The sequence below is a fragment of the Mesorhizobium kowhaii genome, from assembly GCF_003253745.1.
Taxonomy (GTDB): Bacteria; Pseudomonadota; Alphaproteobacteria; order Rhizobiales; family Rhizobiaceae; genus Mesorhizobium; species Mesorhizobium kowhaii.
The window spans coordinates 126696-145863 of the sequence record NZ_MZXV01000076.1; the positions used below are offsets into that span (position 1 = coordinate 126696).

Annotated in this window: 18 protein-coding genes; 6 read left to right on the forward strand and 12 right to left on the reverse strand. The window is 63.2% G+C overall.

The window, feature by feature from the left end; genetic code table 11:
- Positions 1-9: 9 nt before the first annotated feature.
- The 5 genes from B5V02_RS34125 to B5V02_RS34150 all read right to left on the reverse strand — a co-directional run bounded on the left by B5V02_RS34125 (position 10) and on the right by B5V02_RS34150 (position 5710).
- Positions 10-738 carry an ABC transporter ATP-binding protein gene (locus B5V02_RS34125; protein WP_111548357.1) on the reverse strand — a complete coding sequence of 243 codons (729 nt, stop codon included), beginning with the start codon at positions 736-738 and terminating at the stop codon, positions 10-12.
- Positions 738-2399 (reverse strand): ATP-binding cassette domain-containing protein, encoded by a 1662-nt coding sequence (locus tag B5V02_RS34130; RefSeq protein ID WP_111548358.1) that lies wholly within the window; start codon positions 2397-2399, stop codon positions 738-740. The genes B5V02_RS34125 and B5V02_RS34130 overlap by 1 nt, the downstream gene beginning before the upstream one ends.
- The gene (livM, locus tag B5V02_RS34135; protein WP_111548359.1) at positions 2399-3994 is read right to left on the reverse strand and encodes a high-affinity branched-chain amino acid ABC transporter permease LivM; all 1596 of its coding nucleotides are present in this window, start codon (positions 3992-3994) and stop codon (positions 2399-2401) included. The genes B5V02_RS34130 and livM overlap by 1 nt, the downstream gene beginning before the upstream one ends.
- A gap of 4 nt (positions 3995-3998) precedes the next feature.
- Positions 3999-4901, reverse strand: coding sequence for a branched-chain amino acid ABC transporter permease (locus tag B5V02_RS34140; RefSeq protein WP_111548360.1), 903 nt, complete (start codon positions 4899-4901; stop codon positions 3999-4001).
- A gap of 422 nt (positions 4902-5323) precedes the next feature.
- The gene (locus B5V02_RS34150; protein WP_111548361.1) at positions 5324-5710 is read right to left on the reverse strand and encodes an ectoine synthase; all 387 of its coding nucleotides are present in this window, start codon (positions 5708-5710) and stop codon (positions 5324-5326) included.
- A 145-nt stretch (positions 5711-5855) separates the two neighbouring features.
- Between B5V02_RS34150 and B5V02_RS34155 the strand changes: the two genes are divergently transcribed.
- Positions 5856-6749 (forward strand): LysR substrate-binding domain-containing protein, encoded by an 894-nt coding sequence (locus B5V02_RS34155; RefSeq protein ID WP_111548362.1) that lies wholly within the window; start codon positions 5856-5858, stop codon positions 6747-6749.
- A gap of 3 nt (positions 6750-6752) precedes the next feature.
- Here the strand turns inward: B5V02_RS34155 and B5V02_RS34160 are convergent, their stop codons facing one another.
- The 3 genes from B5V02_RS34160 to B5V02_RS34170 form a co-directional block, all read right to left on the reverse strand.
- The gene (locus B5V02_RS34160; RefSeq protein ID WP_111548363.1) at positions 6753-7754 is read right to left on the reverse strand and encodes a 4-hydroxyproline epimerase; all 1002 of its coding nucleotides are present in this window, start codon (positions 7752-7754) and stop codon (positions 6753-6755) included.
- Positions 7755-7785: 31 nt separating this feature from the next.
- Entirely contained in the window at positions 7786-9036 is a 1251-nt protein-coding gene (locus B5V02_RS34165; protein ID WP_167458784.1) for an NAD(P)/FAD-dependent oxidoreductase, read from the reverse strand.
- Positions 9037-9107: 71 nt separating this feature from the next.
- Entirely contained in the window at positions 9108-10001 is an 894-nt protein-coding gene (locus B5V02_RS34170; RefSeq protein WP_111548552.1) for a dihydrodipicolinate synthase family protein, read from the reverse strand.
- Positions 10002-10112: 111 nt separating this feature from the next.
- On the opposite strand from B5V02_RS34170, the gene B5V02_RS34175 reads away from it, so the two are divergent.
- Positions 10113-10763 carry a GntR family transcriptional regulator gene (locus B5V02_RS34175; RefSeq protein WP_245446358.1) on the forward strand — a complete coding sequence of 217 codons (651 nt, stop codon included), beginning with the start codon at positions 10113-10115 and terminating at the stop codon, positions 10761-10763.
- 9 nt (positions 10764-10772) lie between these two features.
- On the opposite strand, the gene B5V02_RS34180 is transcribed toward B5V02_RS34175, so the two are convergent.
- Entirely contained in the window at positions 10773-11090 is a 318-nt protein-coding gene (locus tag B5V02_RS34180; RefSeq protein ID WP_111548364.1) for a hypothetical protein, read from the reverse strand.
- 309 nt (positions 11091-11399) lie between these two features.
- Complete coding sequence (locus B5V02_RS34185; protein ID WP_111548554.1) at positions 11400-11813, reverse strand: winged helix-turn-helix transcriptional regulator; 414 nt, start codon at positions 11811-11813, stop codon at positions 11400-11402.
- Between the two features lie 84 nt (positions 11814-11897).
- On the opposite strand from B5V02_RS34185, the gene B5V02_RS34190 reads away from it, so the two are divergent.
- Positions 11898-12227, forward strand: coding sequence for a nuclear transport factor 2 family protein (locus B5V02_RS34190; RefSeq protein WP_111548555.1), 330 nt, complete (start codon positions 11898-11900; stop codon positions 12225-12227).
- Between the two features lie 174 nt (positions 12228-12401).
- Here B5V02_RS34190 and B5V02_RS34195 read toward each other — a convergent pair whose 3' ends face one another.
- A complete protein-coding gene (locus B5V02_RS34195; protein WP_111548365.1) occupies positions 12402-13898 on the reverse strand; it encodes a CoA-acylating methylmalonate-semialdehyde dehydrogenase in 1497 nt (498 codons plus the stop codon).
- Positions 13899-14273: 375 nt separating this feature from the next.
- Here B5V02_RS34195 and B5V02_RS34205 point away from each other — a divergent pair, with 375 nt between their 5' ends.
- The 3 genes from B5V02_RS34205 to B5V02_RS34215 all read left to right on the forward strand — a co-directional run bounded on the left by B5V02_RS34205 (position 14274) and on the right by B5V02_RS34215 (position 17875).
- Complete coding sequence (locus tag B5V02_RS34205) at positions 14274-15155, forward strand: LysR family transcriptional regulator (RefSeq protein ID WP_111548366.1); 882 nt, start codon at positions 14274-14276, stop codon at positions 15153-15155.
- A 117-nt stretch (positions 15156-15272) separates the two neighbouring features.
- Entirely contained in the window at positions 15273-15716 is a 444-nt protein-coding gene (locus tag B5V02_RS34210) for a phospholipase A2 family protein (RefSeq protein WP_111548367.1), read from the forward strand.
- The gene (locus B5V02_RS34215) at positions 15713-17875 is read left to right on the forward strand and encodes a phospholipase D-like domain-containing protein (RefSeq protein WP_111548368.1); all 2163 of its coding nucleotides are present in this window, start codon (positions 15713-15715) and stop codon (positions 17873-17875) included. Before B5V02_RS34210 ends, B5V02_RS34215 begins: the two co-directional genes overlap by 4 nt.
- 28 nt (positions 17876-17903) lie before the next feature.
- Here the strand turns inward: B5V02_RS34215 and B5V02_RS34220 are convergent, their stop codons facing one another.
- On the reverse strand, positions 17904-19160 hold the full coding sequence (locus B5V02_RS34220; RefSeq protein WP_111548369.1) for a D-amino acid dehydrogenase: 1257 nt from the start codon (positions 19158-19160) through the stop codon (positions 17904-17906).
- Positions 19161-19168 lie beyond the last annotated feature (8 nt).

Genomic DNA, 19168 nt, shown 5'->3' on the forward strand with positions numbered 1-19168 from the left:
CTCCTGAGCTCAGTGGTGTCCGCCTTCGAGATAGGCGGCGCGCACTTCCGGATTGGCGAGCAGTTCCTTGCCGGTGCCGCTCATCGTCACATTGCCATTGACCATGACATAGCCGCGCGTGGCGAGCTTGAGCGCGCCGAAGGCGTTCTGCTCGACCAGGAACACGGTCAGCCCCTGGGTGCGGTTCAGCTCACGGATGGCGTCGAAGATCTGCTTGACGATCAGTGGCGCCAGGCCGAGCGACGGTTCGTCGAGCAAAAGCAGCTTCGGCCGCGCCATCAGCGCGCGTCCGATCGACAGCATCTGCTGCTCCCCGCCCGAGAGCGTGCCGCCGCGCTGGGCGATGCGCTCCTTCAGCCGTGGGAACAGCGTGAACACCTTCTCGACGTCCTCGTCATAGTGTTTGAGGTTGTCGAGGCTGGCGCCCATCTGCAGGTTCTCCATCACCGTCATGCGCGGGAAGATGCGCCGGCCCTCCGGCGACTGAGCAATGCGCATGCGCGCGATCTCGTGCGTCGGCATCTGGGTGATGTCGGTGCCGGCAAAGGTGATGGTGCCGGATCGAGCGCGAGGCGCGCCGAAGATGGTCATCATCAGCGTCGACTTGCCGGCGCCGTTGGCGCCGATCAGCGCCACGATCTCACCCTGGTTGACGCTGACATCGACGCCGTTCAGCGCCCGGATGTTGCCGTAATAGGTTTGCACACCCTTGATATCGAGCAGTGTTGTCCCGGCCATCACTTACCCCCTCCACGCTTGCCCGCCACAGGCTTGGCGGTCTTCCCAGAAGCCGCGCTTGCGGTCTTCCCGGAAGCCGCGCTTGCGGCCTTCCCCGAAGCTGCATTTGCAGTCTTCCCGGAAGCATGGCTGGTCGCCACCTTGCCCGCATCGACGCGGCGCGAGAATTCCGTATCCTTGCCCTGGCCAAGCAGCTTGGCCTGCTTGACCCATTCCTCACGCGCGATGCGCCCGTCAAAGGCGAGATAGGCTTCGGCGGCCTCAACGTCGGCCTTTTTCCAGGCGCCGATCTGGTCGAAGTGGAAGATGCCGTGATCGTTGAGCTTCTTCTCGTTGACCGTACCGATGCCCTTGATGCGGGTCAGATTGTCGGCCTTGCCGCCGCGCGGCGCCGCAAGCCGGTTGGAGATTCCCCCAGCCGTCGCCGTCGGAGTCTTCGTTGTTGCAGTCTTCGTCGCTGGCGCCTTGGCGGTTGCCGGAGCTTTGGCGGCCGGTTTGGCAGGTGCGGGCGCCGCGGTCGACTTCACCGCCGTTCCGGTTGCCGCCTTTGACGCCGCTTTCGGAGCAGGCTTTGCTTTCGCCGCTGGAGCGGGCTTCGCGGCCGGTACCGCCGTCAGCGAGGCCGCCTCGTTCGCCGCGGCGAGCGATCTTGCGTCGACCTGACCGGCCTTTGACGCGCCCTTCGCCACCGTGACCCGTTCGCCTTCGCTGTGGCCGACCGTGTCGGTCACCGGCCCGGCGAGAAACGAAGACGACGTTCCCGGGCCGTGCGCGGCATCCGGCCCCGTATCGAGCTGTTCGATGACGTCTTCGTCGCCGACTTCGGTAAGGACCGCCTCAACCTCCTCGTCGTCGACGCCGAGATAGGCGGCGATGACGCGTGGATCGGTACGCACCGATTGCGGACTGCCGTCGGAGATCTTGCGGCCATATTCCAGCACCACGACATGGTCTGAAATCTGCATGACCACCGACATGTCATGCTCGATCAACAGGATCGAGGTGCCCGTGGTGTTCTTGATGTCGATCAGAAGTTCGTTGAGCGCCGCCGATTCCTTTGGATTGAGGCCGGCCGCCGGCTCGTCGAGGCACAGAAGCTCCGGCCCCGTGCACATGGCGCGGGCGATCTCGAGGCGCCGCTGCGCGCCATAGGGCAGGTCACCGGCCGGATCGTCGGCACGGTCGACGAGATCGGCCTTCTCCAGCCAGTGCCTGGCAAGCTCGACCGATTCGGCCGAGGCCTTGCGGTAGCCGCTGAAGCCGAACAGGCCCAGCACCGTATAGCCCGATGCCTTCATCAGCTTGTTGTGCTGGGCAACCAAAAGATTCTCCAGCAGCGTCATGCCCGAGAACAGGCGGATGTTCTGGAAGGTGCGCGCCACCTTGGCACGCGCCGGGATCTCATGATTGGGCAGCCGCTCGAGCAGATAGCTCGAGCCGTCGTTCCGGTTGAGCGTGATCATGCCTTCCGACGGCTTGTAGAAGCCGGTGATGCAGTTGAACACGGTGGTCTTGCCGGCACCATTGGGGCCGATCAGCGCGGTGATCTCGCCGCGCTTGGCGGTGAAGGACAGGTCGCCGATAGCGACCAGGCCGCCGAACTTCATCGACAGATGCTCGACCTGCAGGATGGCGTCGTTCATGGGTGTGACCGCGTTCATCAGCCGTGGCCCTCCTTGGTGAAGGATCCTGACACGGCCCTGCGTATCTTGAGGAAGGCCGTCGGTTCACGGCTGCCGACGAAGCCGCGCGGCTTCCACAGCATGACGATGACCATGGCCATGCCAAACAACAGCATGCGGTAGAGTTCGGGCGTGAAGTCCGGCCCGAATATCTGCTTGAGGAAGTCGAGTTCGCGCAGCGCCTCGGTGCCGCCGATCATCACAATGGCGGCGACGGCGATGCCGACCAGCGAGCCCATGCCGCCGAGCACGACGATCGCCAGGATAATCGCCGATTCCAGGAAGACGAAGGATTCCGGGCTGACGAAGCCTTGCCGTGCGGCGAAGAACGAGCCGGCGAAGCCACCGAACATGGCACCGGTGGCAAAGGCGGTCAGCTTGGTGGTGGTGGTGTTGATACCCAGAGACCGGCAGGCGATCTCGTCCTCGCGCAGCGCTTCCCATGCGCGGCCAACCGGCAGACGGCGCAGCCTGATGGTGACGAAGGCGGTGAGCAGGCAGAGCCCCAGGATCAGATAGTAGAGGAAAATCTTGTAATAGGCGCCCGATTGGGCGATGCCCAGCACCTTGGCGATGTAGTTCGGGTCTGACACGTTGAACGACATCAGGCCGAAGAAGCTGACCTTGGGAATGCCGGAAATGCCGGACGAACCGTTGGTGACCTCGCGCCAATTGATCAGCACCAGGCGGATGATCTCGCCGAATGCCAGAGTCACGATCGCCAGATAGTCGCCGCGCAGGCGCAGCACCGGAAAGCCGAGCATCACGCCCCAAAACGCGGCCATCATGCCGGCGGCGGGCAGCAGGATCCAGAACGACAGGCCGAAATGCGTGCCGAGAAGCGCATACGAATAGGCGCCAATCGCATAAAAGGCGACGTAGCCAAGGTCGAGCAGGCCGGCGAGGCCGACAACGATGTTGAGGCCCCAGGCCAGCATCACATAGATCAGGATCTGGATGCCGAAATTGTCGACCCATTTCAGCGAGCCCTGCAGCCCTCCGACAATCGACCAAGCGTTCAGCGACAGCACCGCGACCACGAGGATCGGGTACAGCACGAGCGCGGCAACGCCGAGCTTTGTGAAGTTGGCATGGATGAAGGCGCGGAAGTAGTAGATCACGCTAGCCAGCACATAGATGACCGCCAGGGCGCGCAGGAATTGCAGATAGCCGGCCGGTTCTGCTCCCACCCATCCGGCGAGAGAGTTGCTCAACACGAACAGCAGCACCGCCGCGACGACAGCCAGTATGAACGCCGGCAACTGGAAGAAACGTGACCCCACGCTGGCCGGCAACAGGCCGGTGGCGACGTCGGTGATCTTCTGGTTGGCCATGAAGGGCTGGCCATAGGCGACATAGAGGAAGCGTCCGACGGCCGTAGCGATCACCACGGCGGCGAGCAGGCCCCAGCGCTCAGTCAGGACCAGTTCATTGGAAATGTTCTGACCGGTCTTCAGCCCGATGAACAGCACGAACAGGCCAAGCGCAATGGCGCCGGCATAGAACGCTTCCTTGAGGGCGCGTTGGATAGGGGTGGCGACGCTGTCGCGCTCCGGAGATACGGTGACGGCCATGATCTCAGACCTTTTCGACTTCTGGCCGGCCCAATATGCCGGAAGGCAGGAAGATCAGCACGATCGCCAGGATCGAGAACGCCGCGACGTCCTTGTAGTCGATCGAGAAATAGGCCGACCACATGCTCTCGATGAAGCCGATCATCAGCCCACCGAGCACCGCGCCCGGCAGCGAACCGATGCCGCCCAGCACCGCTGCCGTGAACGCCTTCACACCAGGCGTGAAGCCGTCCGAGAAGGCAATGACGCCATAATACATCAGGAACAAAGTGCCGGCGACCGCTGCAAGGGCCGCGCCCATGATGAAGGTGATCGAGATCGTCCGGTCGACATCGATGCCGAGCAGCGCCGCCATCTTGCGGTCCTGCTCGCATGCTCTTTGCGCACGGCCGAGCGACGTCTTGTTGACCAGATACCAGAACAGAGCCAGGAGCAGCGCGGTGACGATGACGATGATGATCTGCTTCAGCGACACGCTGATGCCGCCGATGTCGTAGACCTTCGACACCATCGGCGGGATCGGCTTGTTGCGCGGGCCCTGTGTCACCTGGACGAAGTTCGACAGCGCGATCGACATGCCGATCGCGGTGATCAGCGGCGCCAGCCGGAACGAACCGCGCAGGGGGCGGTAGGCGACCTTCTCGATCGTCCAGTTGTAGAGGCTGGTGAGCAGCATCGCCACGATCATCATGACCAGCAGCGCGATGACCACGGGCACCGAATAGAATAGCGCGCCGAGGACGAGGAAGACGATCAGCGCCGTGAAGGCACCCACCATGAAGATGTCGCCATGGGCGAAGTTGATCATGCCGATGATGCCGTAGACCATCGTGTAGCCGATCGCGATCAGCCCATAGATCGATCCCAGCGTCAGCCCGTTGATAAGCTGCTGGACAAAGTACTGCATGTGTACGTGGCTCCCCTGGAATGTCGCCCATGCAGACGCATTCCTTTTCGTATTTCCCCTAGTCGTAAAGTTTCGAGCCCGGATTGCAACGTCATTTTTCAATCGTCGTGCGTGTTTTGCCGACACGCCGTCCGATTGCCCGTTTTCTCCCATCCGGCCCCTGGACTATCGCGGACCCTACCATTGGCATAACGCAATGTCTTTGACGATTCGACCGCATCATGCGCCCCGTTTCGAAGAAATCGCCGTCAAAATTAGGTGATTAGAAGAATCCTTGCGTTGCTGACAGGGTCCGTTTTTCGTTCTGTTCCTTTCCGCTAGGTCAGGATCCGTGGGCGAACGGATCGCGGTCGTCAACGAAGATGGTGTTCAATCCGGTCATCCCTGCCCTGCCGCCGATCGAGGAATGATGCTCCTCGGGCTCAGTAGGCAGATCCGCCATTCCCGCTCAGGACATGCCGCTCGGTGCCATCAAGGGGAGGATTGAAGACGCTGACCAGGATCATGTCGCTGGCAGCATCGGCACGCAGATAGTGATCGTCATGTTCATTGAGCACATAGATCGTGCCTGGCTCGATACGATGCACTTCACCGGACATGCCTTCGACCTCGCCAGCGCCGGCGATGCAGTAGCAGGCCTCGAAATGCCGCCGGTAGTGGAGGCGTGATTCGCTGCCTGCACGCACCACGGTATGGCAGACAGTGAACCCCATGCCGTCCTTTTGTGTCAGCAGGCGGTGGCTGGTGCCATTGCCCCAATCCACGAAGAAGTCAGATTTTTCTACATCAGCCAATTGCCTGGTGAACATGGTCGTTTTCCCTGCGTATCGTCAAAAGCCCGGAGTCTCCGGTTGCGGATCGGGAACAGGCCCGAAATCCGACTGCAGAAATGCCGCAAGATATGCGCGTCTTCAAATGATTGCTTCTCACCTGATATGTTAGTAAATTTTACATATGGAATATGTCCCGCTGAACGCCGTCCGGGCTTTCGAGGCCGCTGCGCGTCATCTCAGTTTCTCCGCTGCCGGCGAGGAGCTGCACGTCACCCACCCGGCCATCAGTCACCAGATAAGGCGACTGGAGGAGTGGTTGGGCGTGCCGCTCTTCCACCGGGACACGCGCAAGGTACGGCTGACGGATGCAGGGGTAATCCTCCAGGCCTCGGCGAGCGGGGCACTTGGCGAACTCGGCGCCACATGCCGGCGCATTCGGCGCAATGCGGCTGTGGCAACCGTATCCGTGGGTTGCATACCTTCCATTGCCAGCCGTTGGCTCGTGCCCCGCCTGCCGGACTTCACCGCCAGCCATCCCGATATCGGCATGCGGGTGGCTTATGCACGGGCCGAGGAAAGGCTCGGCGATGGTGAGAACGATGTGCTGATCACGCTTGGGGCGGATCCGACTCCCGGCGTCACCAGTCTCAAGCTGTTTTCACGCCTGAACCGGCCGGTGTGCAGCCCCTATTACTTCGCCGGTAAGGACCATCTGCGAACACCCGCGGGAATCGCAGGCGCGGACCTTTTGCATGACGAGAACCGTCAGGGCTGGCGCGAGTGGTTCTCCGAGGCCGGACTACCCAATTTCGACGTCGGCAACGGACCCGTCTTCGCCGACTTCAACATTCTTGCAACGGCGGTCATCGCCGGCCACGGCGTGGCGCTTTGTCCAGTCGACGTTTTTCGGGACGAACTGAAGCGGGGCGATCTGATTGTCTTGTCACAGGTCGCAACCAATCGCGACAAGGGCTACTTCCTGACGATGTCGGTCAATGCTTCGCCCGCCGCGATGACCTTCGCCGACTGGTTTCGCCAGGAGGTCTCGGTCAATGCCGCGGCCGATGATCAGTAGATATCACTTGACGACAAAACCATGTGCGAACGGATCGCGGTCGTCGATGAAGATGGTGTTCAATCCGGTCATCCGCGCCCAGCCGCCGATCGAGGGAATGATCGCCGGCTTGCCGGCGACGGTGACGTCCTTTTCGACCTTGCCCTTGAACAGCGAACCGATGATCGATTCATGGACGAAGCTGTCGCCAGCCTTGAGCTTGCCCTTGGCATGAAGCTGCGCCATGCGCGCCGAGGTGCCAGTGCCGCACGGTGAGCGGTCGATCGCCTTGTCGCCATAGAAGACGGCATTGCGGGCGTCCGCACCCTCCACTGTCGGCTTGCCGGTCCACAGCATGTGCGACAACCGGTTGATGCCGGGGTTCTCCGGATGCACGAAGGAGTACTTTTCGTTGAGCCGCTGCCGCACCACCGGGCTCCAGGCGATGAAGTCGCCGGCGGAATAGTCGGCCATGTCGCGATAGTTCTTCTGTGGCTCGACGATGGCGTAGAAATTGCCGCCATAGGCGACATCGACGGTGATCTCGCCGAGCTGCGGGCATTCGACGGTCAACCCTTCGGCATGGAGGAAGGACGGCACATTGGTGATGCGCACCTCCTCGACATAGTCGCCGACCTGTTTGTACTCGGCGATGACCAGGCCGGCCGGCGTGTCGAGCCTGAGCACGCCCGGCGTCTTCGGTTTGATCAGCCCGTGCTCGATCGCCATCGTCACCGTGCCGATGGTGCCGTGGCCGCACATCGGCAGGCAGCCCGAGGTTTCGATGAACAGGATGGCGATGTCGCAATCGTCGCGCGTCGGCGGATAGAGGATCGAACCCGACATCACGTCATGGCCGCGCGGCTCGAACATCAGCCCGGTGCGGATCCAATCATATTCGGCGAGGAAGTGCGCGCGCCGTTCCATCATCGTCGACCCCTGCAGCAGCGGGCCGCCGCCGGCGACCAGCCGCACCGGGTTGCCGCAGGTGTGGCCGTCTATGCAGAAGAAGGATTTCTTGGCCATGACGCTCCTCGAAAAATCAAAACCCGAAAAATCAAAATCGTTGTGGACTGAAGGGGGCCAGATCGATCGGCGGAGTCTGCCCCAGGACGAGATCGCGGATCAACCGTCCCGTGGCTGCCGCCTGGGTCAGGCCGAGATGGCCATGGCCGAAGGCATAGACCACCGACCGGCCTCCCGGCGCGCGACCAATGACGGGCACCGAATCCGGCAACGAGGGACGGAACCCCATCCATTCGCGCCCGCCGGCCGGATCGAGCCCCGGTAGGAATTTCTGTGCCTTCTGCAGCAGCGCCTTCGATCGCGCATAATTGGGCGGCCGCTCGATACCGCCGAACTCAACCGCGCCGCCGACGCGCAGGCCCGTTTCGAGCGGCGTGATGACGAAGCCATGGCCGGAGAAGATCAGCTGCCGCTTCACGTCGAAGGCAGCCTTCGGCAATGTCGTGTTATAGCCGCGTTCGGTCTCCAGCGGAATGCGATCGCCGAATTGCCTCGCCAGCAGATGCGACCATGCGCCGGCGGCAATGATGAGATGCCTGGCCTGCCTGGTCGTGCCGTCGGCCAGCGTCAATGTCGCGCCATGCTGATCCGTCGCGACGCGCTCGATCCGGGCCATTTCAAAGCGCGCGCCCTTGGTCTGCGCGTAGGCCCACACCGCCTTGCCGAGCAGTTTTGGATCGGCGACCGTCTTCCATCCCGGCACGAATGTGCCCTTGATGAAGCGCGGCGAAAGCCCGGGCTGCAAACCTGCCAGTTCCTCGCCCTCGACATGGCGGAAACCGATGCCGAAGCGCTCGCGGGCCGCCCAGCCGGGCAGTGAGGCACGGAACTCGGCCTCGCTCTCGTAGAGTTCGAGCGAGCCGTCCTCGCGCAGCATGCCTCGCGTGCCGGAACGGTCGAGCAGGCCCATCCATTCCGCTTCGGCGAGTTTCATCATGCCCGCCTGGGCGGCGAGGCTCGCTTCGTATTTTGCCGGCGCGCCGGCGCGCCAGAAGCGTATCAGCCAGGGCAACAGCTTTGGCAGATAGGCCGGCGGAATGCTGAGCGGGCCGAGTGGGTCGGCCAGCCATTTCGGCAGCTGCCGGATCATGCCCTTGTGGGCCATTGGCAGGACGTCGGAAAAGGCGAAGGCGGCGGCATTGCCGGAGCTCGTTTCCTCGCAAATGCCGGTGCGGTCGAAGACCGTGACGTAGCGCCCCGCCTCGGCAAGACAGGCTGCGGCGCAGATGCCGATGATGCCGCCACCGACGATGGCGACATCGATTGAAGCATCGCTATTCATGGCTGCACATCGCGATGCATGTACCGACCTTCGCTTCTATCCACACCATGCAGCCTGCGACATTGCCACTCTCAGAACTGCGGCAGTGTCGGCCGAACCGCCAGTGCGTCCTTGACGATCTTCTCGACTGCCTTGCGGCGCTCGCCCGACAGCGGCTGGCGCGGCATGCGCACGCGGTCATTGGTATTGATTGCAAAAACTTCGGCAAGCTTGATGTTCTGGACCAGATAGGTCGAGACGTCGAGATCGAGCAGCGGCCGGAACCAGCGGTAGATGGCGAGCGCCTCTTCGCGGCGGCCCTGCTTCATCAGCTGGTAGATGGCGACCGTCTCGCGTGGAAACGCGGTGACCAGTCCGGCGACCCAGCCGATGGCGCCGACCGACAGCGCCTCGAAAGCGAGATTGTCGACGCCGGTGAACAGGTCATAGCGGTTGCCGAGACGATTGATGATCTCGGTCGAGCGGCGGATGTCGTCGGAGGATTCCTTGATGGCGACAAAGCGCTTGTCCGATGCCAGTTCCTCCATCTGGTCGACGGTGACGTCGACGCGGTAGGCAAGCCGGTTGGAATAAATCATGACCGGCAGGTCGCCGGCCTCTGCGACGGCGCGCAGCGCCGCAACCGTCTCTTCCGCATTGGTGTGATAGATCGGGCTCGGCACCACCATCAGGCCGTTGGCGCCTTCCTTGGCGGCGCGGCGCGCAATGCTGGCCGCCTCGCGGGTGCCGGCCTCATTGACCGTGAGCAGCACCGGCTTCTTGCCGGCGACCTTCTGCGCGGTCTTCAGCACTTCGATCTTCTCGTCCGGCGACAGCATCGGCCCTTCGCCGAGCGATCCGCAGACGATGATGCCGTCGCAGCCGGCCTCCATCTGCAGGCCAAAGCAGCGCTCCATCTCGGCATGGTCGAGGCGGTCGTCGGCGGTGAATTTGGTCGTAACGGCTGGGAAAACTCCGGCCCACATGGTCATCTCTCCATCTGATATATCAGTGGTATATCTGTTAAGAAACCGCCTGTCAATGAGGATTCTCCTATGATATATCCTGAATATATCAGGAGATCGCCTTTGATATCCATGGAATCAACTACGACATTCGAGCCCGCGGCGGCCAAAGCCTACCGCGTGCTCGAGCACATGATCGTCACGCTCGAACTGGCGCCGGCGAGTTTCGTCACCGAGGGCGCCCTGATCGAAAGGCTGGCGCTCGGCCGCACACCGGTGCGTGAAGCAATCCAGCGACTGGCCTGGGAAGGGCTGCTCGACGTGCGGCCGCGCGCCGGCATCGCGATCGCTCCGCTGCATCCCGGCGACTGGCTGCGCGTTCTGGATGCGCGTCGTGGCGTCGAGGTGGTGCTGGCTCGTTCCGCCGCCCGCTTCGTCACCCGCGAGGCCGCCGACATGTTTCACGAGGCAGCCCTTGCCATGCAAAAGGCAGTGATCGCGGGCAATGTGCTTGCCTTCATCCAGGCCGACAAGGCGCTCGACGAAGCGCTGGCGCTGGCCGCCGACAATCCGTTCGCTGCCCGCCTGGCAGCTCCCTTGCAGACCCACAGCCGCCGCTTCTGGTTCCGCTACAAGGCCGACACCGGGCTTGCCGAATCGGCCGAGCACCATGTCGCGCTGATCCGCTCGATCCTTGACGGCGACGAGGAGGCCGCGGCCAAGGATGCCAAGCGGCTGATGGCGCTGCTGCGCGGCCACGCCGAGGTGGCTGCAACGCGCTGATCGGGCGGTTCAGATCCCTTTCGCCGTTGTGGTCACCGCGAGGGTATTCTCCCAGCCCTCACCGGTCGCGATGATGCAGCTTCGGCCCTGCACGTCGGTTACCAGCATGGTCCATGTCCCACTTGCCGAAACATAGATCTCGACAATGGCGGCTTGCCCGACCACACCGTAGCCGATCTGCTTTTGTTGGAAGGCCTGCGCCAGTCCCGCGACAAGATCGCTGTGGCCGCCGCAGACGAATTGCGCCTGCGCGGACAGCGTCGACATCGCCAGCACGGCGCCGATCGCGGCTATCCTGATCCATCGAAACGAAAAATTGTGTGCCATTTGGCACCTCCTTCGCCTTCACGTTCCGGCAAAGGGAGGCACATAGGCAGCCTCAATATGCCGGAGCGTTCCAGGCCGGGTTCGACGTCTTCATCACGTCACTCCTTCTGGTTTCCGGTCTGTCGTCAGGGAATTTTATCACATTCCCTGGATTCGATATGGTGAGGTCCCTATCCGAAAACAAGCGCCATTTAAGGCCTTGCCGCCACCGGCACCACTGGACAGGATTCTTGTCCGCCGGCACAAACGGAACAAGCTAAACTGCGACCATATTCGATCTTGCGGCGCGCTGCAGGGCGACGATCCGCGTCAGCCTTCCACGGGTTCGCGAAGCGCCGCCCATTTCAGCAGGGCGTCGAGAGCCGGGCATAGCGCCTGCCCCCAATCGGTCAGGCAGTACTCGACTTTCGGCGGCACCTGATGATGCACGATGCGGCGCACGATCCCGTCGCCCTCCATCTGCCTCAGTTGCTGGATCAGCATCTTCTGCGAGATCGCCGGGATCGCCCGTTCGAGGTCCGAAAAGCGCAACACCTTGCCGCCGAACAGGTGAAACAGGATCACCAGCTTCCAGCGGCCTTCGAGGATCCGCAGCACATTCTCGACACCGCTCGCCGCGGACAATGGCGTCAGCGCCTCAACTTTATTTTCCGGCCCAACCTTACTTTCGGACGCGCCCTTACTTTTAGGTAAGTACCTTACTTTTTCGTCGGTTCTTGTCATTTTGTCAGCATATCTCATTTTAGGAGCCGGACAAGGCCGCAGACCTTTGCGTCGATGGCGGGATCCGAAACCGGAGATGAAACCATGACCGTAAAACTTCCGCAGCCGCTGACCGATTATTTTGCCGCCAAGAACAGGCACGACATCGGCGCCATGCTCATCCCCTTCTCGTCGGATGCCACGGTCAAGGACGAAGGCGAAACCCATCTGGGTTCGACCGCCATCCGCAAATGGATGGAAGCAACGACAAGCAAATACCGGGTGACGGTTGAGGTCGCCGACGTGACCGCCAATGGCGATGCGTGGCGGATCGCCGGCATCGTCTCAGGCAATTTCCCCGGCAGTCCGGCGACGCTGCACTACAATTTCACACTGCATGACGGCCGGGTCGCAAGACTGGAGATCGGCGCATGACCATTCTGCACGGCGGAGCTTCAGAATGGAAAAAGGCGGGATAAACCCGCCTTCTTCATACTCAATGTTTTCCGGTCTCAGTTCATCGTCGGGATGACGAACTCCGCACCGTCCTTGATGCCTGCCCGCGCGCCCGCAGCCGAAGGCGAGGACGCGCAAGCAAGAATCGTCCGGCTAGTTCATCGTCGGGATGACGAATTCGGCACCGTCCTTGATGCCGGACGGCCAGCGCGAGGTCACCGTCTTGGTCTTGGTGTAGAAGCGGAACGCGTCCGGGCCATGCTGGTTGAGGTCGCCGAAGGAGGACGCCTTCCAGCCGCCGAAGGTGTAGTAGGCGATCGGCACCGGGATCGGCACGTTGATACCGACCATGCCGACCTGGACCCGCGAGGCGAAATCGCGCGCCGCGTCACCGTCACGGGTGAAGATGGCGACGCCATTGCCCATCTCATGGTCGTTGGCGAGCTTGATCGCACTCTCATAGGTCGGCGCGCGCACCACCGAGAGCACCGGACCAAAGATCTCTTCCTTGTAGATGCGCATGTCTGATGTGACGTTGTCGAACAGGCAGCCGCCCATGTAGTAGCCATCCTCGTAGCCCTGCATGGAGAAGCCACGGCCGTCGACGACCAGCTTGGCGCCTTCCTTGACGCCGGTGTCGACGTAACCCTTGACGCGCTCCAGCGCCTGCGCCGTCACCAGCGGGCCGAAATCGGCCGAAGAGTCGGTCGAAGGTCCGACCTTCAGGCTTTCGACGCGCGGGATCAGTTTTTCCATCAACCGGTTGGCGGTGTCGTTGCCGACCGGGACGGCCACCGAGATCGCCATGCAGCGTTCGCCGGCCGAGCCGTATCCGGCGCCGATCAGCGCGTCGACGGTCTGGTCCATGTCGGCATCGGGCATGATGATCATGTGGTTCTTGGCGCCGCCGAAGCACTGCACGCGCTTACCGGCGGCAGTGCCGCGCGAATAGATGTAGTGGGCGATCGGCGTCGAGCCGACAAAGCCGATGGCCTTGATGTCGGGATCGTCGAGGATCGCATCGACCACGCCCTTGTCGCCATTGACGACGTTGAGGATGCCGGCGGGCAGGCCGGCTTCGATGAACAGTTCGGCGATGCGCATCGGCACGCCCGGGTCGCGCTCCGACGGTTTCAGGATGAAGGCATTGCCGCAGGCGATAGCCGGCGCGATCTTCCACAGCGGGATCATCGCCGGGAAGTTGAACGGCGTGATGCCGGCGACGACGCCGAGCGGCTGGCGCATCGAATAGACATCGATGCCGGGGCCGGCGCCGTCGGTGAATTCGCCCTTCATCATATGCGGTGCGCCGATGCAGACCTCGACCACTTCCAGGCCGCGCTGGATGTCTCCCTTGGCGTCGGCGATCGTCTTGCCATGCTCGCGGGCCAGAATATCGGCCAGCAGGTCATAGTCGCGGGCGACGAGTTCGAGGAACTTCATCAGCACGCGCACGCGGCGCTGCGGGTTGGTTGCCGCCCATTTGGGCTGCGCTGCCTTGGCATTCTCGACGGCCGCGCGCAGTTCCGCCTGCGAAGCGAGCGCCACCGTGCCACGCACCGTGCCGTCCATCGGCTGCATGACATCCTGCTTGCGGCCGCTGGTGCCGGCGACATGCTTGCCGCCGATGAAATGACCGTAGTCGATCATGATTTCTCTCCCTGGGTTTGTGATGGTGCATTGTCCGCCTTTGCCCGGCGGATGGCAACGCGAGTGAGAACGCAACCGTTGTGCATGAAATAGACAACAGAAGCCGGCTGTGCATTAATTGCCGCAAATAACCTGATACTTCGATCGTTCCAAGGATTGAAAGATTGCATTCCTTCCCACCCCCCTCTGGCCTGCCGGCCATCTCCCCCGCAAGGGGGGAGATCGGAAGTCGCCGCCCATGTCGCAAATCTTCGGCGCCGCAAGGGGCGCGCCGTCGGCAGAGCTGCCAATCTCCCCCCTTGCGGGAGAGATGTCCGGCAGGACAGAGAGGGGTGGGCGGGAACGCGACGCGCATCGCTAAGACGGACCATCCCCATGAACTGGGATGACGTCCGCATCTTTCTTGCCGTGGCGCGCGCCGGCCAGATCCTTGGCGCCGCCAGACGGCTGGAGCTCAACCATGCCACCGTCTCGCGCCGCATCGCAGCACTCGAGGATGCGCTGCGGACAAAGCTGTTTCGCCGGCTGACTACCGGCAGCGAACTGACGCCGGCCGGCGAGCGTTTTCTCGACATTGCCGAGCGCATGGAAGGCGACATGATCGCCGCGCGTTCGACCGTTGCCGGCGAAGGCGACGACGTCTCCGGCACGGTGCGCATCGGCGCGCCGGACGGGTTTGGCGTCGCCTTCCTGGCCAAGCGTCTCGGCACACTGACGGCCCTGCATCGCGAGCTGACGATCCAGCTTGTGCCGGTGCCGCGCTCCTTCTCCTTGTCGCGCCGCGAGGCGGACATCGCCATCACCGTCGAGCGGCCGACGGAGGGCCGGCTGGTGGCGGGAAAGCTGGTCGACTATTCGCTCGGCCTGTTTGCCTCGCGCGCCTATGCGCAAGCTCATGGCTTGCCCAAAACAGCAGCCGAGCTCGGCCAACACACGCTCATCGGCTATGTGCCGGACTTGATCGTCAGCCCCTCGCTCGACTACGCGGCCGAATTCAGTCCGGACTGGCGCACCAGCTTCGCCATCTCCTCGGCGCTTGGCCAAGCCGAAGCGGTGCGGTCGGGCGCCGGTATCGGCATCCTGCACACTTTCGTCGCCCGCTCGATGCCGGAACTGGTGTCCGTCGATGTGGTCGCGCCCATCCGCCGTGCCTACTGGCTGGTCTACCACGAATCGGTCCGGCCGCTGCGCCGCGTCCAGATCGTCGCCAGCTTCATCACCAAGGCGGTGGAGCGGGAGAGAAGCCTGTTCGTTTAGACATGCCGCCTTTTCCTCGCCACAAAATCGATGACTGTCACATCGGGCGTGCAATTCTGCCGGTCGCACGGTGGAATTCCTGCTATGGGGACATTCAGAAAGCTGGCGCGGATAAAAATGCGAGCCGTTCTTGCCATCCTGCCGCTGCTTTTCGTTTCCGCTTGCGCCAATCCATGGACCAAGGTGCCGGAGGCCGACCTGCCCAAGCCGATCCGCTACGCCATGGCACGCCCCTCGCCTTTCGTGTTCGGCAATTATTGCGGCCCCGGCACCCGCACCGGCGATCTGTCGGCGCGGCCGGTCGACCGCCTCGATGCGGCCTGCCGGACCCATGACGCCTGTTACATCGCCCGCCACAATCATTGCGGCTGCGATGGTGCCCTCGTCGCCTCGGCGAAAGCGATACGCGACGACAAGACAGCACCGCGCAAGATGCGCGGCGAGGCGGAACTGCTGATCGCCACGTTCGCCGTTCCCGTCTGCAAGGTGTTCCCGCAGGGCTTCATGCCGCCGCGCGACCCGGCACAACTGAGCGTCCTGAAGGCCGGGGCGGCCGGGTGAACGGCCGCGCAGCCATCGTCGTGGCCCTGTCAGGGCTGGCGCTCGTTGTCCTTGCGGGCTGTGCCGGGTCGCCTGGCCGCAATGCCTGCGACCTGCTGCAGGGTCAAGAGGCCTGCGCTCGACCCTCATTGTCGGCCAGCACGCCTGGGCCGCAGGTCGCCGCCGCTCAATTTTTTGGCGACGCCGGCACAAGCGACTATGAAAAGCGGTTCCTGGCGCTGCTTGCCCACCACCAACTCGGCGCCATGGACCGGGCCAACGGCACCGGTTCTTTCGGCCATGACCGCTATGAGATCCGCAACAGCGATTTCCAGGCGACTTACCGGACGCTGCAGCAACTGGCCGGGCCGGTTGCCGAAACGCATCTGCCGCCGGCCAGCGGCAGCGGCGATGGCCATTTCGACGGACGCTGGCGGGTGTCGCGGCAGACGCTCTACATCGACGCGGCGGCACGGCCTTCGGCGCCCAAGACATTCGAATTCTCCGGCCTGCAGGCGCGCAGCGTCGAGATCATGCTGCGCCAGGCGGGCAAACAACCGGCCGACATAGAGGGCTCATGCGATGGCGCGTTGGCGCTCCGCGACGGCGCCGGTTCGCGAGCCATTGCCGCGGGCAGGGCATTCCGCTTTCGCCTGTCTGGCGAGGACGACACGGTCAGCCTGTTCCCGAGTGACAGCCTGAACCGCTGCACTGTAAGAATCCGCTCCAGCCTTGTCCCGGCCGACGCGCCGCTCACCATCCAGCGCGAGGAGACCGCCGATCCGGCGCTCGCCGCCTCCGACAGCCGCTACCAGCGTTGTCCGACGCCCGATCCCGCCGGCCTCGACCCCCTCAGTCGCGCCTTCTACGCCAGCCGCTGGCTGTCGCAGACCTGCGCCTTGCCGATCGGAAAGCCGCGCCTGCTGCGCAAATCGCGCGACGGCTTCAACGCCAAGGTCGAGGCGCTGATGGGAGTGCCGCTGCCCGACAGCGCCATCGACAAGGGCGATCCGGAGCTGCCACTCGACTTCTCGAAGGCGCCAAGGCTAAAGCTGATCTATCTGTCCTCGCTCGAGTTCAAGGCGGATTTTTCCGGCCGCATCATCGAACGGCTGATCCGCCACCATGCCGCGCTCGGCACCAAGGTGCGCATCATGGTCACGGACGTGCTGGAACGCGACAAGGACGATGCACTGCTGCATCGGCTGGCGGCCGAATTCCCCAATGTCGAGCTGCAGGAATACCGTTGGCGGGCCGATCGGGGCGCGCCGATCGACGAGCAGATCTCACAATTGCACAAGACCCACCACATCAAGATGCTGGCAACACTGGCCGAGGATCCCAGGCGCTCGCGCGCCATCATCGGCGGCCGCAACATCCATGACGGCTTCCTGTTCCACCAGCCGATCGATCTGTCGCGCTATCCGGACCTGGAGCAATACGGCAAGACCGACGGGTTCTCGCTGAACTACTATTCGAACTGGAGCGACTTCGACATCGAGTTCACCGACCGGACCACGGTCGAGACGCTCGCCGCGCATCTTTCGACAGTATGGCTGCGCGACGCCGACACCAACATCGCGCGGCCCTTCTCCATTCCGGTCCGGTCCGACGGCCGCCGCCCGTCAGGCACGGCACGGCACTTCATCTCCTTACCCTACGCGGATGGCCATGCGCTGGAGGATTATTTCGTCGAGCTGATCGACGCCGCCCAGCACCATATCCAGATCGTCAATCCCTACCTCAACCTGACGCCGAAGCTCGCCCAGGCTTTTGATCGGGCGTTGGCCCGCGGCGTCAGGATCGACATTGTCGGCCGCATCGATCTCAAGGGCGATATTGGCGGCAAGTTCCTCACCGCGCTCAACAAGCTGTTCGTCGAGAAATATGGCGACCGCATCGACATTCGCGAGTTCAAGGCGCCCGATGTCGTGCTGCATTCCAAGATCATGATGATCGACGAGAGGCTGGTCGCCATCTCCTCGGTCAATCTCAACAACCGCAGCTTCTTCCATGACTCGGAGAATGGCATGATGGTGCTCGACCCGGCCTTCTACACCAGGATGAAGGCGATCTATGACGACTATCTCGCCCACTCCAACCCGGTCCCAACCAACGTGACGATCCCATGGGCCTATCGGCTGCTGTTCGACGAAGACTGGGTCCGGCAGGCCTTTTGACGAATTTGGGCGATACCATCGCCGCCCCCTATCGCAGATAGCGCTCCTGCGCGAGGTCGCGGACATCGATGTCCGGCACCCGGCTGGAGATGATGTCGGCCAGAACCTTGGCCGAGCCGCAAGCCATGGTCCAGCCGAGCGTGCCGTGGCCGGTGTTGAGATAGAGATTGGAAAGCTCGGTGCGCCCGATCAGCGGCGGACCATCCGGCGTCATCGGCCGCAACCCGCACCAGAAAGTCGCGTCCCGCATGGCGCCGGCGCCCGGAAAGAGATCGCCGACCGAGTGCTCCAGCGTGCGGCGTCGCGATTCGTGCAGCCTGAGGTCGAAGCCGGAAATCTCGGCCGTGCCGCCGACCCGGATCCGATCGCCGAGCCGGGTGATCGCCACTTTGTAGGTCTCGTCCATCACCGTCGACACCGGTGCCACAGCGGCATCCTGGATCGGCACGGTGATCGAGTAGCCCTTCACTGGGTAGACCGGGATCGGCCGCTTCACCCGGCGCATGAACGCCGCCGAATAGCTGCCCATCGCCATGACATAGGCGTCGGCGGTCATCCAGCCCTTGCTGGTGCTGAGATTGGCGATGCGGTTGCGGCTGCGCAGGACGCGCCATACCGTCAGATCATATTCGAATTTCACGCCACGCGCCACGCACAGCTCGGCCAGCCTGTCGGTGAACATCTTGCAGTCGCCGGTCTCGTCGCGCGGCAGCCTGAGACCACCGACGAACTTTTCGCGCACGCCCGCGAGGCCCGGCTCCGCCGCGACGCAGCCGTCCTGGTCGAGGATCTCGTAGGGCACGCCATATTTCTTCAGCACCTCGACGTCGCCACCGGTGCCGTCGAGCTGCTTTTGCGTGCGAAACAGCTGCAGCGTGCCCTGGGCACGCTCGTCATAGGCGATGCCGGTCGCTTCGCGCAGCGCCTTCAGCGTATCGCGGCTGTACTCGGCCAGCGGCACCATGCGCGCCTTGTTGATCGCATAGCGGTCGGCCGTGCAGTTGCGCAGCATCTTGATCAGCCATGTCCACATATGTGGATCGAAGGCGGGCCGCACGACCAGCGGGCCATGCTTCATCAGCAGCCATTTGATCGCCTTCAGCGGAATGCCGGGCCCGGCCCAGGGCGAGGCATAGCCGGGCGAGATCTCGCCGGCATTGGCGAAGCTGGTTTCCAGCGCCGGGCCTTTCTGGCGGTCGACCACCGTCACCTCGTGGCCGGCCTCGGCGAGATAGTACGCCGTGGTCACCCCGATGACGCCACCGCCCAGCACCATGATTTTCATCGCACAAC

What these genes read in the sequence shown, in the direction of transcription:
- B5V02_RS34125 (WP_111548357.1), bottom strand. Translation starts at nt 738, where the DNA reads ATGGCCGGGACAACACTGCTCGATATCAAGGGTGTGCAAACCTATTAC.
- B5V02_RS34130 (WP_111548358.1), bottom strand. Translation starts at nt 2,399, where the DNA reads ATGAACGCGGTCACACCCATGAACGACGCCATCCTGCAGGTCGAGCAT.
- livM (WP_111548359.1), bottom strand. Translation starts at nt 3,994, where the DNA reads ATGGCCGTCACCGTATCTCCGGAGCGCGACAGCGTCGCCACCCCTATC.
- B5V02_RS34140 (WP_111548360.1), bottom strand. Translation starts at nt 4,901, where the DNA reads ATGCAGTACTTTGTCCAGCAGCTTATCAACGGGCTGACGCTGGGATCG.
- B5V02_RS34150 (WP_111548361.1), bottom strand. Translation starts at nt 5,710, where the DNA reads ATGTTCACCAGGCAATTGGCTGATGTAGAAAAATCTGACTTCTTCGTG.
- B5V02_RS34155 (WP_111548362.1), top strand. Translation starts at nt 5,856, where the DNA reads ATGGAATATGTCCCGCTGAACGCCGTCCGGGCTTTCGAGGCCGCTGCG.
- B5V02_RS34160 (WP_111548363.1), bottom strand. Translation starts at nt 7,754, where the DNA reads ATGGCCAAGAAATCCTTCTTCTGCATAGACGGCCACACCTGCGGCAAC.
- B5V02_RS34165 (WP_167458784.1), bottom strand. Translation starts at nt 9,036, where the DNA reads ATGAATAGCGATGCTTCAATCGATGTCGCCATCGTCGGTGGCGGCATC.
- B5V02_RS34170 (WP_111548552.1), bottom strand. Translation starts at nt 10,001, where the DNA reads ATGTGGGCCGGAGTTTTCCCAGCCGTTACGACCAAATTCACCGCCGAC.
- B5V02_RS34175 (WP_245446358.1), top strand. Translation starts at nt 10,113, where the DNA reads ATGGAATCAACTACGACATTCGAGCCCGCGGCGGCCAAAGCCTACCGC.
- B5V02_RS34180 (WP_111548364.1), bottom strand. Translation starts at nt 11,090, where the DNA reads ATGGCACACAATTTTTCGTTTCGATGGATCAGGATAGCCGCGATCGGC.
- B5V02_RS34185 (WP_111548554.1), bottom strand. Translation starts at nt 11,813, where the DNA reads ATGACAAGAACCGACGAAAAAGTAAGGTACTTACCTAAAAGTAAGGGC.
- B5V02_RS34190 (WP_111548555.1), top strand. Translation starts at nt 11,898, where the DNA reads ATGACCGTAAAACTTCCGCAGCCGCTGACCGATTATTTTGCCGCCAAG.
- B5V02_RS34195 (WP_111548365.1), bottom strand. Translation starts at nt 13,898, where the DNA reads ATGATCGACTACGGTCATTTCATCGGCGGCAAGCATGTCGCCGGCACC.
- B5V02_RS34205 (WP_111548366.1), top strand. Translation starts at nt 14,274, where the DNA reads ATGAACTGGGATGACGTCCGCATCTTTCTTGCCGTGGCGCGCGCCGGC.
- B5V02_RS34210 (WP_111548367.1), top strand. Translation starts at nt 15,273, where the DNA reads ATGCGAGCCGTTCTTGCCATCCTGCCGCTGCTTTTCGTTTCCGCTTGC.
- B5V02_RS34220 (WP_111548369.1), bottom strand. Translation starts at nt 19,160, where the DNA reads ATGAAAATCATGGTGCTGGGCGGTGGCGTCATCGGGGTGACCACGGCG.